We start from the raw sequence: 16001 nt of genomic DNA on the forward strand, positions 1-16001 counted from the left end.
GGTTTGAAATGATAGAAGTAAAATCGATAATCCGCGCTCATGAAGTGATCGATGCTGTCCCGGCAGGCCATGCAATCCTCGAACGCGATGAGCGCCATCTGCGTCGCAAAGCCATAGCACTTGAAGATGGTGAGAAAATCTTTCTGGATTTTGCAGAGCCGGTGGTGCTCGACCATGGCGACCGGTTGGTGCTGGAAGATGGGCGCGAGATCGAAATTCGTGCCGCTCGAGAGGCGCTTTATGAGGTTCGCGGTCGCGATGCACTCCATATTGCGGAGCTTGCATGGCACATCGGCAACAGACATCTCGCTGCACAGATTGAACCGGATCGCATCTTCATTCTGCGGGATCACGTAATCAAGGCGATGCTCGAAGGGCTTGGCGCCAAAGTCATGGATACCGTTGAAATCTTCAGCCCATTGCGTGGAGCCTATTCGGGCGGACATTCCGCACATGATCACCAGCATCACCACCATGACCATCACCACCACGATCACGACTGATCAGAACGTTGCATTGCTGCGCTTGATGGCCTGGCTTTCGCCGGTCTTTCCGGTGGGTTCGTTCAGCTATAGCAATGGGCTGGAACGTGCGGTTCATGATGGTCTGGTGACGGACGTTGAAGGCCTGCAAACATGGCTGCAATCGCTCATCAATTATGGATCGGGCTGGAATGATGCTGTCCTGTTTGCAGAAAGCTGGCGACAGGCCGTTTCAGGTGGCGATCTTCAGGGCGTGGCGGAGCTTGGTGCAGCACTGGCAGGTTCACACGAACGGCACATGGAAACCATGTTGCAAGGCTCGGCATTTCTGATGGCTGCCAAAGCTTGGGATCATGCAATTTTCAGACGCCTGCCGTCTGAATGCGCTTATCCTGTTGCGGTGGGTGCCGTGTCGGGCGCGCACGGCATTCCGCTGGGATTGGCACTGAGCGCCTACCTTCAGGCTTTTTGCATCAATCTTCTGCAAGCATCCATCCGGCTTTCTGTTACCGGGCAAACGGGCGTCACAAGCCTGATGGCAGCGATGGAGCCAACGCTTGTTACGACGGCTGCAAGGGCTGCTCAATCCACATTGGATGACCTTGGTTCGGCAACATTTCTTGCTGAAATCATGGCCATGAAACATGAAACACAGCATTCGAGGCTTTTCCGCTCATGACACAGAAAAACGGACCTTTGCGCGTTGGTATCGGTGGCCCCGTTGGCTCGGGAAAGACGACTTTAACGGAAAAACTCTGCAAGGCCTTGCGCGAGAAATATTCCATTGCGGTCATCACAAACGATATTTACACGCGGGAGGATGCGCTCATTCTCGCCAAACATCAGGCCTTGTCCGAAGATCGCATCATGGGTGTGGAGACAGGTGGGTGTCCGCACACGGCGATCCGCGAAGACGCTTCAATCAATCTTCAGGCGATTGCCGAGATGAACAGGCGGTTTCCCGATCTGGATATCGTTTTCATCGAATCTGGTGGTGACAATCTTGCAGCAACATTTTCGCCCGATCTCGCGGATCTGACGCTTTACGTAATTTCCGTTTGTCAGGGCGAGGAAATACCGCGCAAAGGCGGACCGGGTATCACGCGGTCCGATTTTCTTGTAATTAACAAGAGCGATCTTGCGCCCTATGTTCATGTGGATCTCGATATCATGAATGGCGATGCTGCGCGGATGCGTGGCAAGCGTCCTTATGGATTTACCGATCTGCATCGCGGCAAGGGCGTGCAGGAGGTTGTGGAGTTCATTCTGGAGCATGGCAATCTTTAGAGCCCCATGCGTCGGCACATGGCGATGAAACTCTTAACCGCCTGCGATGCCTCGCTTTTACGGAAAGCCAGTGCCACGTCGGACGTGGTGGAAATGCCTGCAACATCGATATAGCGAATGCCGGGCAAGCCCACAGCACTCAAGGATTTTGGCGCAAGCGCCACGCCCATCCCGATAGATGCGCGGCTCGCAATTTCAGTGAAATCAAGTGCTTGAGCGCTGATGTTGGGTTCGAAGCCTGCGCTGTGACAGGCTTCTATTGTTGTACCGTGAAAGCCGATATCGGCTGGCTGACGCGGGGTGATGAAGATTTCATCCTTGAGTGACTGAAGCTCGATGGTAGCTTGATGCGCCAGCGGGTGCGTTTCGCTGAGAACTGCAACAAGTGGCTCCTTTCTCACCACAAGACTGGTAAGCCCCGGCAGAAGAAGCGCGGGCCAGCGCACAAAACCCATGTCGAGAAGCCCTTCGGAAATGCGCGTCAATTGCATCCGCAGTTCCATCTCGACCAGATTGACCGAAACGTCGGGATATTCCTGCTTGAACTTGCGAATGGTCTCGAACACCACGCCCGAATAGGCGGCAGAGGCGACATAGCCGATGGAAATCTGACCGATTTCACCACGCCCGGCACGGTTGACCGCAATCATCGTCGCATCGACCTGCATGAGTATTTTGACGGCCTCGCGATAAAGCACTTCGCCTGATTGCGTCAGTTGAACGGCGCGTCGCGAGCGATCAAGAAGCGGCGCACCGAGAATGGTTTCCAGCGCCATGATCTGCTGGCTGAGACCCGGTTGGGCAATGCCAAGTTTTGCAGCTGCCCGTTCAAAGTTCTTCTCCTCAACCAGCGCGCAGAAATAACGCAGATGTCGGAGTTCAAAGGATTTGGACGTAAGGAGCTTGCTGCGCTGTTCCGGCATGGTTGTTTCTTTGAATAATTCAAAACTATGGCGATTTTGATTAACATAACTCAAACTTATGAAAAATACGCCCTTGAATTATTGGATAGATTACGAAAAGATGATTAATGGGGTCCAGTTTAAACCTTGAGGGGATCAAAGTGAAAATCCTGGCCCGAAACCGCCACGCATTATCGGTCGTCATTCTTTCCGGCACAACCTTCGCTGCCATCGTTGCAGCACATGCGCAGGAAACAGCAAGCCCCACCGTGCTTGCACCGATTGTTGTGAATAGCGGTTCGGAAGATCCAACCGCTCCCGTCAAAGGCTATGTTGCCAGAACAAGCATCAGCGCGACCAAGACCGGCACACCGCTGGTTGAAACCCCGCAGTCTATTTCGGTCATTACGGCTGACCAGTTGAAAGCGCAGGATGCGCAAACCCTTGGGCAAGCGCTTGGCTATACGCCGGGTGTGGTTTCCGAACCCTATGGTTCCGACCCGCGCTTTGATTCACCGCTGATCCGTGGTTTTGATGGCCGTCAGGTGCAGTTCTTAAACGGTCTTCGCCTGATGCGCACTGCAGGTGCCTCGGCGGTTGATCCTTATATGCTTGAACGTATCGAAGTGGTGCGCGGACCTGCTTCGGTGATGTTCGGTCAGGGTAATCCCGGTGGCCTGATCAATATGATCAGCAAGCGCCCGACGTTTGAGAAGTTTGGCGAGATCGGTGTTCAGGCTGGCAGCTATGACACCTATGGCACCTATTTCGATTTTGGCGGTCCTGTCGCGGAAAGTGATCAGTTTGCCTATCGCCTGACGGGCATGGTGCGCAAAGCTGGCACACAGACTGACTATCTCGACAATGATCGCTATTTCATCGCGCCCGCTTTCACATGGAAGCCGGATGAAGATACCAAGCTTACCATTCTCACCAGCTTCCAGCATGACAATCCAAGCTCACCTTCGGGCTTGCCTGCACAGCTCACATTGAACGCGACCGATTACAGTCTGCCACGCGACTTCTATGTTGGCGATCCAAGCTATGACGATTCAAGCCGCAATGTCGTCAATCTCGGTTATGAGCTTGAACATCGCATCAACGAAACATGGACCTTCCGGCAGAACGCGCGTTACACCAATCAACGCTGGGATTATACGGCGCTTGGCATGGCATCGACCGGTCTCGCAAAGGACGGCCGCACGATCAACCGCACGGCCACAGTTCAGAACGAACGCCTGAACACGTTCAATATCGATAATAATCTGGTCGCCGAGTTCGATACAGGTCCGGTCGAGCACAAGTTTCTTGTCGGTGTCGACTATCGCTATTTCGACAACAGTGCCGGAACGCAGTTCTGGAGTGCGACCACACTTGATGCCTACAACCCTGTCTATGGTGGGCCGATCAAGTACCTGACCGCGAAGCCGACCGTTAACACGCTTGTCGATTCCCGCATGACGCAGGTCGGTATCTATGCGCAGGACGAGCTGGCCTATGAAAACTGGCGCGCGACTTTCGCTCTGCGTCAGGATTGGGCTTCGACCCGCGGCACCTCGACCAATCGCAATACCAATACACCTCGCCCGCTTGATCAGGATGATGAGAAACTGACCGGTCGTGCGGGCCTTGGTTATGTGTTTGACAACGGCATCGCGCCTTATGTCAGCTATTCGACTTCGTTTGAACCTGTAGCAGTTTCGGCAACCGCAGGTGTATTGCAGCCAACGACCGGCAAGCAGTGGGAAGCAGGCGTAAAATATCAGCCAAATGGCTGGGATGGTTACTTTGCGGCAGCGGTTTATGATCTGCGCCAGCAGAATGTGCCAATCAGCGTTCCGCTGCCGGGCGGAACCGGTTCCACGACTGAACAGATCGGCGAAATTCAGGTTAAGGGGCTTGAGCTTGAAGGTGTGACCAGCCTTGCCCAAGGCCTCGATCTGCGTGCAGCCTACACCTATATGAAGGCCGAAATCGTAAGCGGCAAGGATGACGGAAATCGTCCACCGAACGTGCCGGAACATGCAGCCAGCCTTTGGCTTGATTACACCTTCCAGGAAGGTTCCGTGCTTGAAGGATTTGGCGTCGGTGGCGGCGTGCGTTATCTTGGCCAGCGTTTTGGCGATACAGGGAATACGCTTGATCTTGATGGCGTGACCCTCGCCGATGCTGCAATCCACTATCAGAAGGATCACATCAGGGCGTCGCTCAATATCAAGAATATTGCGGACAAGAAGTATGTCGCAAGTTGCAGTTCTTTCGGATGTAACTATGGTGACGGCAGAACCTATATGAGCAAGCTGACATTTACATGGTAACAGGCCCGCAACGCGGATCGATAGTCTCTGCATCTAAAATCAGCCGCCGGAAAGCCCTTGGCCTTTTGGCGGCTTTGGCTTTGCCGAATGTGGCGCGCGCCAATCCATTTCCGCGTATTGCGGCAATCGATTGGGCCATGCTCGAATGTCTGGTGGCATTGGGTGTCACGCCGATTGCAGCAACAGAGCTGATCCGGTTTCGTGAAGATGCGGTTGAGCCGCAATTGCCTGCTTCGGTTGTCGATCTCGGTCTGCGTGGTTCGCCGAATTTCGAGCTGCTTTATCTGCTCAAGCCTGATCTGATCCTGAGTTCCCCTTTTTATACCCGGCATGAAGAGGCGATGAAATCGATAGCGCCGATCATGTCGTTGCCGTTTTATGTGCGCGGCGAGGGGCCTTATGAGAAGTCGCTGCAAGCTGTAACGGCGCTGGGCGATAAGCTTGAACTCAGCGCCAAAGCATCAAGTGTTATTGAGGCTCAGGCGAAGTTTATTGCCGAGACCAAAGAGACGTTGAAACCTTTTGCATCGCGCCCGACCTACCTCATCAATATTGGTGATGCGCGCCATTTCCGCGCTTTCGGCAATGACAGCATGTTTGGTGACGTGCTGGAACGGCTTGGTCTGCCAAACGCCTGGACGGATCGCTCGCGCTTTACATTTGCGGCCCCCGTTCCGCTGGAAAATCTGGCAGCAAATCCTGATGCGCGCATCATCATTATCTCGGATATTCCAGTTGAATCGCGCAACAGCCTGCGCAACAGCGTGATCTGGCAATCGCTCAAACCTGTCCGTGACGGTCGTGTCTATATGGTGGGTAACATCAATCCCTATGGCGGACTGACCGCCGGATTGCGATTTGCACGGCTTCTGAGCCGGGCGTTGCAGGCAAGCGGCGAGGCATTCCTGTGACCCGTGGTGGACTGATTTCAAGCGCTGTAATCGGCGTTATGATCGCTCTTGGGCTGTTTCTCTGGAACGCCAACGCGTTTTTGCCTTTTGCACAATGGCCTTCGCTGCCGTTTAATCCGCAAAACATGAGCACCGAGCAGGTCATTCTGGCCTATGCGCTGTTTCCGCGTGCTTCCGTTGCGATTTTTGCCGGTGCAGCACTGGGGCTGGCGGGTGCTTTGCTGCAGCGTTTGCTCAACAACCCGATTGCCGATCCATCGACGCTTGGTGTGTCATCGGGCGCGCAGCTGGCAATCGTTACGGCAACGCTGTTCTTCCCGACAGTGCTTGACCAGTTTCGCTGGGCGGTGGCGCTTTCGGGTGCTGGTGTTGCGACCGCAATCGTGTTTCTGCTCGGCTGGCGCAGTCGGCTTGAGCCGGTGACGATGGTCGTGTCCGGTCTTCTGATCGGTGTGACATGCAGTGCGATTTCCGCCGCGATGACGCTATCGCAGGGTCAGTATCTCATGTCGCTTGTGACATGGAATGGCGGTTCGCTGAGCCAGCAGGACTGGTCATCGACAGTCGCCCTTGCTTTGCAATTCCTTGTTTGCCTCATTGCCGCAATCATGCTGAGCCGTCCGCTGACGCTTGCAGGCCTTGGCGATAGCAGCGCGCGCTCGCTGGGTGTTCCGCTGGCATGGCTGCGCGTTGCGGTCGTGGCTGTTGCGGTGGTGCTGAGTGCCGGCGTTGCGGCCAGTGTCGGGCTTGTCAGTTTTATCGGTCTGGCTGCCCCTGCAATCGTCCGTGGCTTCGGGGTCAGAAAGCCGGGTTCAATCCTGCTGGCGTCACCTTTTGCTGGTGCCGTTCTTCTCTGGATCTGCGACGGAGCGGTGCAAGTTTTCGGCGCAAATCTGGGTGAGACTTTCCCGACAGGCGCAGTTACCGCGCTGATCGGCGGGCCTTTGCTGCTCTGGCTCATTCCGCGTGTGCGTTCGACAGGATCGCACCAATCCTCATCTGCACAGGTTTTCAGACGTGCTTCAAATGCCAAACTTGGCTTGATGCTCATCGCTCTGCTGGTCGCAGCTTTTCTCGCTCTTGCGCTTGCGCGCACGCCGGAAGGCTGGTTGCTTCTGACAGGCGACAATCTTCGCGATATCTTGCCTTTGCGCTGGCCGCGCCTTCTGGCAGCCGCTGCCGCAGGGAGTCTGCTTGCAATGGCGGGCGCGGTCCTTCAGCGACTAACCGGCAACCCGCTGGCAAGCCCGGAAGTAATCGGCGTCAGTGGCGGAGCAGGAATAGGCTTTGCTTTAGCACTGACAATTTTCGCCGCACCCAATAATGCGCAATTGCTGCTTTGCGCGTCCTTTGGTGCGCTGATTGCCATGCTGGTTGTGTTGAGCTTTGCGAGCCGCAGAAGGCTGTCATCTGCCCGTTTGCTTCTGGCCGGTATTTCGGTCGGTTCGCTCGCATCTGCCATATTAAGCATCTTCCTCTCGATCGGCGATCAGCGGTCGTGGCAGATTCTTGCCTGGCTCAGCGGGTCATCGGCAACGGCAACGCCGGAAAGTTCGCTTTTCCTTGTCGTGCTGACATTCACAGTGATTGGGCTGGCATTGCTCGCATCCCGCTGGCTGACCATCCTGCCGTTGGGGCAGACGATTCCAGTCTCACTTGGTTTGCCGGTGCGGTCTGCACGGATATTGACGATCCTGCTTGCCGCAATTGCCAGTGCCGCCGCATCGCTTCTCGTCGGCCCTTTGAGTTTCGTGGGGCTGATGGCACCGCATATGACGCGCCGTATGGGCTTTGATCAGGCTCAGTCGCATGTCGTGGCATCAGCCGTGCTGGGCGCGCTTTTGATGGTGATCGCCGATCTTGGTTCGCGCAATGCGACCTTCCCTTATGAGTTACCGCTGGGCCTTTTCTCAGCTTTGGTCGGTGCGCCTTATCTTGCCTGGGCGCTCGCATCGGCCCGGAAATCGTGAACGATTTTCGGAAAGCACGATGCACAGATTTAAATATTCGGAGCGTCCTTTGTGCGTTCTTTGGCCGAAAGGGATAATCTGATGAATACGAACACGCCGCTCTGGATGGATTCTCCGGAGCGATACGGGCTTGTGAGCCGGATTCTACATTGGGCAATGGCCTATATTCTGCTCTGGCAGTTTGTGATGATCCTTTCGTGGAAAATGGTTGGCCCTTCACTGGTGCTTGATGCCATCCGGGTTTTCGGTCCGGCACATGGAACGGTCGGGTTTCTGACGATTGTGTTGGTTGTCGTGCGTGGCATCTGGGCATTCATCAATCGCAATCAGCGCCCGCCGCATCAAGCAGGGTTGATGGGCAAACTGGCGCGCATTGCACATAATGCTTTCTATGTGCTGCTGTTCGCCATTCCGGCTCTGGCACTGTTTCGCGCCTATGGCAGCGGTAAAGGACGCGAGCAATGGGGCATCAATATTGTCCCTGCAACGGGCGAGAAAGTGGAATGGATGATGGCACCCGCAAATGCGCTGCACAGCCTGCTTTCATGGGTTCTGTGCGTGTTGATTGTCGCCCACATACTGGCCGCACTGTTTCATCGCTTGGTTCTTAAAGACGGCATTCTCTCACGCATGGCTGGCCCGATGCGCTCCAATTTCTCACTTTAACGCGCATCCCGAAAACCGTTTCACACTTTTCGGATGCGCTCTAAATCAGAGTTTTGCCGCAAGGAAGTCGATAAAGGCACGGATACGCGCGGCGAGGTGAGGGTGGCCGGGGAAAACCGCATGGATTTTCTCAGGTTCCGCAGGCGACCATGCGGCCAGCACTTCCACCAGTCGCCCGCTTGCCAGATCATCGGCAACAGTATGCTCTCCGGTCTTCATCAGCCCGCCGCCTTCAAGGCAGATGCGTCTTAAGATCGTGCCGTCGCTGCCAAGAAAATTGCCGGAAACCACCTGTCGAATGCTATGGCCCGTTTCAGGATCGGCAAACTCCCATTCGCTCGGCTGGAAATTATAGCGCAGACAATTATGCGTTTTGAGGTCTTCCGGTCTCTGTGGCGTGCCGTGCTCTTCCAGATAAAGAGGAGAGGCAACGACCAGCCGCCGCATCAGCGTGATGGGGCGGGCTTTTAACGCCGAATCCTTCAAGACGCCAGAGCGGATCGCAAGATCGGTTCGCTCCTGCCAGAGATCGATAATGCTGTCGTTTAGGGTAATATCCAGCTCGACCTCCGGATATAGTTTCAGAAATTCAGGCACCAGCGGCATGATGACCGTTGCACCAAAGCCGACCGTCGAACTGACACGCAAAGGGCCGCGCACTGCTGCCTTTGCGCCATCGGTGATGCGCGCCTCCATTTCGGTCAGCCGGTCGAGCAGGCTGCGCGCTTCCGCCAGATAGATTTCACCTTCCGGTGTCGGCGTCAGACTGCGGGTGGACCGCACCAGCAGACGCACCTGCAAGCGATCTTCCAGCCGCGAGACAAGACGGCTGATCGCTGATGGTGTCATGTTGAGCTGACGGGCGGCAGCGGAAAAGCTGCCCGTTGCCACTGCGCGCGCAAAGACTTCCATTTCACCGAAGCGGTTATCCAAAGCATCACCTGTGAATTTGATGAATAGTTATATGCAAGATTATCACTCTTATCATTTGATATCCAGAGAGCGATATGGAGACAAAGTTAAACAACAGGAACTCCTCCCATGCCTGTCGCTCTCATTGCTCTTACGATCGCTGCCTATGCGATCGGGACGACCGAATTTGTGATCGTTGGCTTGCTGCCGACGGTCGCTTCGGATCTGAATATCACTTTGCCGCTCGCCGGATTGATCGTCAGCGTTTATGCGCTTGGCGTCACCTTTGGCGCTCCAATCCTCACGGCCCTGACCGGTCGTCTTGAACGCAAGCCATTGCTGCTCGGCCTGATGGCGCTGTTCATCGCTGGCAACATGGTTGCCGCTTCCGCCCCAAGCTATGAAATCCTCATGGTCGGGCGCGTGCTGTCTGCCTTTGCGCACGGCGTTTTCTTCTCGGTCGGTGCCACCATCGCGGCTGATCTCGTGCCGGAAAACAAACGCGCTTCGGCTATCGCCATGATGTTCATGGGCCTGACAGTTGCAATCGTTACCGGCGTGCCGCTCGGCACATGGATCGGCCAGAACTTTGGCTGGCGTGCAACTTTCTGGGCTGTTTCGGCTATCGGCCTTGTGGCTCTCGTCGGTATTGCAGCACTTCTGCCGCGTGCATTGCCAAAGGCTGAACCAGCATCGCTCATGGATCAGCTGCGTGTTCTGGGCTCCGGTCGCTTGCTGATTGTCTATGGCATGACCGCACTTGGTTATGGTGGCACGTTTGTGGCCTTCACCTATCTCACCCCGATCCTGCAAGATATTACCGGTTTTTCCGCAGATTCCGTCAGCTACATTCTCGTGCTTTATGGCATTGCCATTGCCATCGGCAATATCGTCGGTGGACGCATTTCAAACGCCGATCCGGTGCGTGCGCTGACTGTTCTGTTCCTGTTGCAAGCGATTGTGCTGGTGCTGTTCAGCTTTAGTGCTGTGTCGCCGCTCTTCACGCTGATCACGCTTGCGGCCCTCGGCTTCCTGCAATTCGCAAATGTTCCCGGCCTGCAGCTCTATGTGGTGCAGCTTGCCAAGGAACACCGTCCGGGGGGCTGTCGATGTCGCTTCCGCGTTGAATATTGCAGCGTTCAATCTCGGCATTGCGCTTGGCGCCTGGCTCGGAGGCATGGTGGTCGAAAGCCAGCTCGGTCTCATCTCAACCCCTTGGGTTGGTGCAATTCTCGTCGCGGGTGCTCTTGGCCTCACAGTTTTGAGCGGCGTGCTTGATCGCCGCACTGAAACCCGCGTCGCAACGGCTTGAAAATAAGAGGAATGACTATGCATAACGTAACAACAAATGGTGCCACCATCCCGGCTCTCGGCCTTGGCACTTTCCGTATGCCCGGCGAAGATGTGCTGCGCATTGTTCCCTATGCGCTCAAGGCTGGCTTTCGCCATGTCGATACAGCCCAGATCTATGGCAACGAAGCAGAAGTCGGCGAAGCCATTTTCAACTCTGGCATTCAGCGTGGCGATATCTTCCTCACCACGAAGGTCTGGGTCGATCATTACAAGCACCAAGCTTTTATCAATTCCGTTGATGAAAGCCTTGCCAAGCTGAAGACTGATTATGTCGATCTTCTGCTTCTGCACTGGCCAAATGAAGCCGTGCCGCTTGTCGAGCAGATCGGCGCGCTGAATGAAGTGGCAAAGGCTGGCAAGGTGCGTCACATCGGTGTGTCCAACTTCAACACGGCTCTGATGGCGGAAGCAAAGGCACTGTCTGATCTGCCACTAGTGACGAACCAGATTGAGTATCACCCATATCTGAACCAGCAGGCCGTCATTGAAGCGGCTCACGCTGCAGGCATGTCGATCACCGGCTATTATGCCATGGCTGACGGCAAGGTGTTCGGCGACGCGGTGTTGAAGGACATTGCTGCCGCCCATGGCAAGTCGGTTGCTCAGGTGGTTCTTCGCTGGCTGGTGCAGCAGGATAAGGTGATTGCACTGTCGAAGACCGTCAGCGAAGCGCGGATCAAAGAAAACCTCGCCATCTTCGACTTCGCCTTAAGTGACGCAGAAATGCAGGCAATCCACGCGCTTGCCAAGACAGATGGGCGCATCGTCAGCCCGGACGGACTGGCACTGAAGTGGGACTGAAAACAGAAAGGACGGCGCAAGCCGTCCTTTTTTGCGCATGTTTTATCGCTGTATTTTCATGCCGACATAAATGCTGTTGGCGTGGTACTCGCGATAAGAAATCTGGCTGGTTTGAAACTCATGCCGTAGTCGTGCGTCAATGCCGACAAAGCGGTTGATCCAGTATGTCGCGCCAATCTGGGCGCCGACTGTGTAATCCGTGCCGGTGCCGTCCTTGTTGTCGCGGACATTGAGATCAAGCTTGCCGTTCAGGCTAAGATCGGATCTCACCTGGCGTTTCACTTCGATACTTGCGAAATGCAGAAGCGCCCCGGCGACTCCCGGCGTCGTCGATGTATCGACGGTGGTTTGCGCAAAAAGCTGAACATCAGTGCCGCGCAATGGCGACCAGTTGATGCTCGCAGCCAATGACGGCCCACTAATATCGGAGAGGCGCGCATCATCGCTGTTAACGCGCATGAAGCCAGCCGAGAATTCGCCGTTGAATTTCTCGCCGCGATCAAACATCAGACCGCCGCGCACCGCATATTGTGAGCCGCTGCGCTCATAGCCATTGCTGTCCACGCGATCATCGAACATGCGCTTGCCGAGTTCGACTTCGGCAAAGGGCTTGAGTGCCGGTGAAATGCTGAAGCCGCCGCGCAACGTCACACTGGCATAGGTATTGTCGCGGTCCTTCTGGCTGACCGTGCCCCCGGAAGACAATTCCGCATCGCCATAGATTTCATGCTCGACGCGACCCGTCGCACGGCCAAAAAGCAGGCCGGTGTCGCGTTCGATTCCGAGGCTGCCGTTGATGGTATGAACGAGCGGTCGCTTCAAAGCGTCCGTGACGCCGTTCGGGCTTGATGCGCTTTCACGGCGCAGCTTATAGCCCGCGCCCGCATTCACGGTTGTCTGGTCGCTCAAATCAAAACGCAGATTGCCCTGAACATCGACGCGAGGTTCTGACACGTCCTGCCCGGAGATTGATTTGCTCATCGTGCCGGAAGCATCGATTTTCGCCTGATGGCGTCCCCAATCCGATTCTGCATTGAGGCGGAGAGTTGTTTCCGACAGCACGGCGCTGGAGCCGGTCGAGCTGTTGTCACCATTGGTGGTGGCGCGAATGCCCTGTTCGAGTGTCGGACGCAATACAAACGTGCCCGCACGAATGCCGATTGGCGCGAATGGATCGGCTTCCTGTGTTGCACGGCGACCCTGTTCGGGGAGCGCGGGCAGGTTCTCACGACGCGCGCGACCGGTTTCGTCCTGCTCTTCCGTTGTGGCCGCGCTGACGGGCATATTGTCGGTGGCAAGGAAGCGTGGTGCTTCTTCTTCGGCAATCGTTGCTGCCTGCGCCGGTTCAATGGGCTGAGGCGGTGCGGGAGGCGTGTAGGAATCGTCTGCAAGATTATCCTGTGCAGGCGCATTCGGATTTGCAGGATCAATATCGCGATTGGCGTTCTGTTCTGACGAGGAAATGGGAGGATTACCGTCTTCGTCCAGATCGCCGCGCAGCTGCGTATCCTGCGCAAATGCAATCGAATTGCTGATTGCCAGGGCGACCCCTGCCAGCAACAGGCTTCTCAGCCTGCGGGCAAAAGGCGATGGTCCGCCCGATGGGATATTGGCAAAAAGCATATTGTCTTCAAACCGTTGCAACGTGGTAAGCGAACGGTAAACGGACATGGTTAATTCTTTATTGACGATTGCGTTTTGAGCGTCGTTATTGTGCGTCAACAAATGCTTGGACAAGCAGCAGCGAAGGCGCTAACCGTTGGCGTCATGACAAAGCTCGACACGACACATGAAGCCGCGCCTGCGGAGGATTCGATTGCCTCGGCTCTGCGCACCATCAAGACCGAGAATGCGGGCCTCGTAGCGCTTGAAGATGCGCTGAACAACGGCCTTGCTGCACCATTTGCGGAAGCAGTCAGGACGATCGTTGCCTCGAAGGGCCGTCTCGTGGTGACTGGCGTGGGCAAGAGCGGGCATATTGGCACCAAGCTTGCCGCAACTTTTGCATCGACTGGTACGTCCGCTTTCTTCGTGCATTCGGCGGAAGCCAATCACGGCGATCTCGGCATGATCGGTACGGATGATGTCATTCTCGCAATTTCGTGGTCGGGCGAAACGGCGGAACTCAAGGGCATCGTCAATTATTCGCAGCGCTTCCGCATTCCGCTGATCGCAATTACTGCAGGCGAGGAATCGGCTCTTGGACGTGCCGCGAATGTCGTGTTGTTGCTGCCAAAGGCACAGGAAGCCTGTCCACATGGTCTGGCGCCGACTACATCAACGATGATGCAGTTGGCCATTGGCGATGCACTTGCAATCGCGCTTCTCGAAGCGCGTGGTTTCAGTCCGACAGACTTCAAAACCTTCCATCCGGGCGGTTCGCTCGGTGCAAGTCTCGTCCATGTGCGTGAGATCATGCATAAGGGTGACCGTCTGCCACTGGTCAATGTGGGTACATTGATGCCGGACGCTATGAAGGTGCAGGCGCAGAAGAGTTTTGGCTGTGTGATCGTTGTCGATCAGGACGGTCAGTTGGCAGGCTTTATCTCTGATGGTGATATTTCGCGCAATCTGAGCCGCAATCTTTCAGAGCTGACCGTTGATGACATCATGACGCGGAAGCCAAGGACGATTGATAAGAATTTGCTGGCGAGCGCAGCACTCAGCCTCATCAATGAAAAGCATATCGGCGCGCTGATCGTTGTTGAAGACAACCGCCCAATTGGCCTCGTTCACTTCCACGATCTGCTGCGGATTGGGGTGGCTTGAGGTTAGGGGAATAGGGCAGTAAGGCAGTAGGGCAATATGTTTTTGCTGCGGATTTGATCTGGCCTTGCGGCATTAAACTGCAAGCAGGATCACTATCCTTACTGCCTTACTGCCTTACTGCCTTACTGCCTTACTGCCTTACTGCCTTACTGCCTTACTCTGCCACTTCCATCTCAAGCGTGATCGGGTCAAACGACACGATATGCACCTCAGTACCTGCGGGTAAGTCCGGGCCTTTGATGCGCCATGTTGTATCATTGATACGGATGCGGCCGCGACCGTTGACGATAGGTTCCGCAAGGGTGGCGCGCTGGCCGACGAGCTGGTCGCCGCGACGATTGAGCAAAGGCTCATCCTGACGGTCGCTGGAGCCAAAAACGCGGCGTCCTGCCAGCACGAAAATGACGGCCAGCACCAGAAACAGGACGATCTGCAGCTGCCAGCCAAAGCCCAAGACCGAACCCAGCAGAAAAGCAAAGACGCCGGTTACGAGGGCCGCAAGGCCGAACCAGATGAAGAAGATGCCGGGCGCCAGAATTTCCAGAATGAGCAGGACAAGTCCTAAAACGAACCAGCCCCAGAGCCCAAGTTGTGACAGGAAATTGATGATCATGACGCCCTGCCTGTTTTAGCTGCGAGTGGTAGGAACGCTGCGCGTGCGTGCAGCAGGTGCAGCCGGTGTTGGGTCAACCGGATGGCTGCCATCGCCAAACACCTCCTTGGCAATCGCACCGATACCAGCCAGCGAGCCGATCAGCGAGCTTGCTTCAAGCGGCATCAGAACCACTTTCTGGTTCTTGGCACTGGCGATATTGCCGAGTGCCTCGGTGTATTTCTGCGCAACGAAGTAGTTGAGTGCCTGAACATTACCGTTTGCAACGGCGTCGGAAACCAGCGTCGTTGCCTTGGCTTCAGCTTCTGCAAGGCGTTCGCGCGCTTCAGCTTCGCGCTTGGCGGCTTCCAGTTTGCCTTCCGCTTCGAGGATCTGCGACTGCTTCTGGCCTTCAGCGCGCAAGATCTGCGCATTACGGTCGCCTTCAGCTTCCAGAACCTGCGCACGTTTGTCGCGTTCCGCCTTCATCTGGCGGGCCATCGAGGTGACGATGTCGGCAGGCGGATTGATATCCTTGATTTCAACGCGGGTCATTTTGAGACCCCACGGATGGGCTGCTTCATCGACAACGCGCAGCAGACGATCATTGATCGCGTCGCGGTTGGACAGCAGTTCATCGAGATCCATCGAGCCCATGACGGTACGGATATTGGTCATGGTGAGGTTCAGGATTGCATATTGCAGATTGGCAACCTGATAGGCGGCTTGTGCTGCATTGAGCACCTGATAGAAGGCCACGCCATCGACGCCGACAATGGCGTTATCGCGGGTGATGACTTCCTGCGTTGGAACGTCGAGCACCTGTTCCATCATGTTAAGCCGTGCGCCGATACGGTCGAAGAAAGGCACAATGAGATTGAGGCCCGGCATCAGCGTGCGGGTATAGCGGCCAAAGCGCTCCACTGTGTAGTTGTAGCCCTGCGGCACAGTCTTGATGCCAGCAAAAAGCGTTGCAAGCACAAGTGCGGCTAAAATCAGCAGCGTGATGTCAAAACCAGTCATTATTCAAACCCCTTC

Annotated in this window: 14 protein-coding genes and 1 pseudogene; 10 read left to right on the forward strand and 5 right to left on the reverse strand. The window is 55.6% G+C overall.

Annotated features, from left to right (window positions below; all coding sequences use genetic code 11):
• Positions 1-8 precede the first annotated feature (8 nt).
• From ureE to ureG, 3 genes are read left to right on the forward strand one after another with little or no spacing between them, the layout of a single operon-like run.
• Positions 9-503 (forward strand): urease accessory protein UreE, encoded by a 495-nt coding sequence (gene ureE / locus ABWV94_RS09755; protein ID WP_007877169.1) that lies wholly within the window; start codon positions 9-11, stop codon positions 501-503.
• Complete coding sequence (locus ABWV94_RS09760) at positions 475-1161, forward strand: urease accessory protein UreF (protein WP_112814635.1); 687 nt, start codon at positions 475-477, stop codon at positions 1159-1161. The genes ureE and ABWV94_RS09760 overlap by 29 nt, the downstream gene beginning before the upstream one ends.
• On the forward strand, positions 1158-1769 hold the full coding sequence (ureG, locus tag ABWV94_RS09765; protein ID WP_113497732.1) for an urease accessory protein UreG: 612 nt from the start codon (positions 1158-1160) through the stop codon (positions 1767-1769). Before ABWV94_RS09760 ends, ureG begins: the two co-directional genes overlap by 4 nt.
• Here ureG and ABWV94_RS09770 read toward each other — a convergent pair.
• On the reverse strand, positions 1766-2692 hold the full coding sequence (locus ABWV94_RS09770; protein ID WP_064321389.1) for a LysR family transcriptional regulator: 927 nt from the start codon (positions 2690-2692) through the stop codon (positions 1766-1768). The genes ureG and ABWV94_RS09770 overlap by 4 nt on opposite strands.
• A gap of 107 nt (positions 2693-2799) precedes the next feature.
• Between ABWV94_RS09770 and ABWV94_RS09775 the strand changes: the two genes are divergently transcribed.
• The 4 genes from ABWV94_RS09775 to ABWV94_RS09790 all read left to right on the forward strand — a co-directional run bounded on the left by ABWV94_RS09775 (position 2800) and on the right by ABWV94_RS09790 (position 8536).
• Complete coding sequence (locus ABWV94_RS09775; RefSeq protein ID WP_079213202.1) at positions 2800-4989, forward strand: TonB-dependent siderophore receptor; 2190 nt, start codon at positions 2800-2802, stop codon at positions 4987-4989.
• Positions 4983-5900: an iron-siderophore ABC transporter substrate-binding protein gene (locus tag ABWV94_RS09780; RefSeq protein WP_064321391.1), complete on the forward strand. Its 918-nt coding sequence runs from the start codon at positions 4983-4985 to the stop codon at positions 5898-5900. The genes ABWV94_RS09775 and ABWV94_RS09780 overlap by 7 nt, the downstream gene beginning before the upstream one ends.
• A gap of 38 nt (positions 5901-5938) precedes the next feature.
• Positions 5939-7870: a Fe(3+)-hydroxamate ABC transporter permease FhuB gene (gene fhuB / locus ABWV94_RS09785; protein ID WP_353413542.1), complete on the forward strand. Its 1932-nt coding sequence runs from the start codon at positions 5939-5941 to the stop codon at positions 7868-7870.
• 81 nt (positions 7871-7951) lie between these two features.
• Positions 7952-8536: a cytochrome b gene (locus ABWV94_RS09790; RefSeq protein ID WP_353413446.1), complete on the forward strand. Its 585-nt coding sequence runs from the start codon at positions 7952-7954 to the stop codon at positions 8534-8536.
• Between the two features lie 45 nt (positions 8537-8581).
• On the opposite strand, the gene ABWV94_RS09795 is transcribed toward ABWV94_RS09790, so the two are convergent.
• A complete protein-coding gene (locus ABWV94_RS09795) occupies positions 8582-9469 on the reverse strand; it encodes a LysR family transcriptional regulator (RefSeq protein WP_353413448.1) in 888 nt (295 codons plus the stop codon).
• A 108-nt stretch (positions 9470-9577) separates the two neighbouring features.
• Here ABWV94_RS09795 and ABWV94_RS09800 point away from each other — a divergent pair.
• A pseudogene (locus ABWV94_RS09800) lies at positions 9578-10760 on the forward strand (MFS transporter).
• Positions 10761-10777: 17 nt separating this feature from the next.
• Positions 10778-11602, forward strand: coding sequence for an aldo/keto reductase (locus tag ABWV94_RS09805; RefSeq protein WP_353413450.1), 825 nt, complete (start codon positions 10778-10780; stop codon positions 11600-11602).
• Between the two features lie 42 nt (positions 11603-11644).
• On the opposite strand, the gene ABWV94_RS09810 is transcribed toward ABWV94_RS09805, so the two are convergent.
• Positions 11645-13225, reverse strand: a complete 1581-nt coding sequence (locus ABWV94_RS09810; protein ID WP_353413544.1) for an outer membrane beta-barrel protein — start codon at positions 13223-13225, stop codon at positions 11645-11647.
• A 144-nt stretch (positions 13226-13369) separates the two neighbouring features.
• Between ABWV94_RS09810 and ABWV94_RS09815 the strand changes: the two genes are divergently transcribed.
• A complete protein-coding gene (locus ABWV94_RS09815) occupies positions 13370-14371 on the forward strand; it encodes a KpsF/GutQ family sugar-phosphate isomerase (protein WP_064322498.1) in 1002 nt (333 codons plus the stop codon).
• A 154-nt stretch (positions 14372-14525) separates the two neighbouring features.
• Here the strand turns inward: ABWV94_RS09815 and ABWV94_RS09820 are convergent, their stop codons facing one another.
• Together ABWV94_RS09820 and ABWV94_RS09825 are read right to left on the reverse strand one after the other, a co-directional pair.
• Positions 14526-14984 (reverse strand): NfeD family protein, encoded by a 459-nt coding sequence (locus tag ABWV94_RS09820; RefSeq protein ID WP_113159614.1) that lies wholly within the window; start codon positions 14982-14984, stop codon positions 14526-14528.
• A 15-nt stretch (positions 14985-14999) separates the two neighbouring features.
• Complete coding sequence (locus ABWV94_RS09825; RefSeq protein ID WP_064321396.1) at positions 15000-15986, reverse strand: SPFH domain-containing protein; 987 nt, start codon at positions 15984-15986, stop codon at positions 15000-15002.
• Positions 15987-16001: the final 15 nt, after the last annotated feature.

Origin of the sequence: Brucella sp. NBRC 12953 (genome assembly GCF_040369775.1) — a bacterium.
In the GTDB taxonomy this organism is placed as follows: domain Bacteria; phylum Pseudomonadota; class Alphaproteobacteria; order Rhizobiales; family Rhizobiaceae; genus Brucella; species Brucella pseudogrignonensis.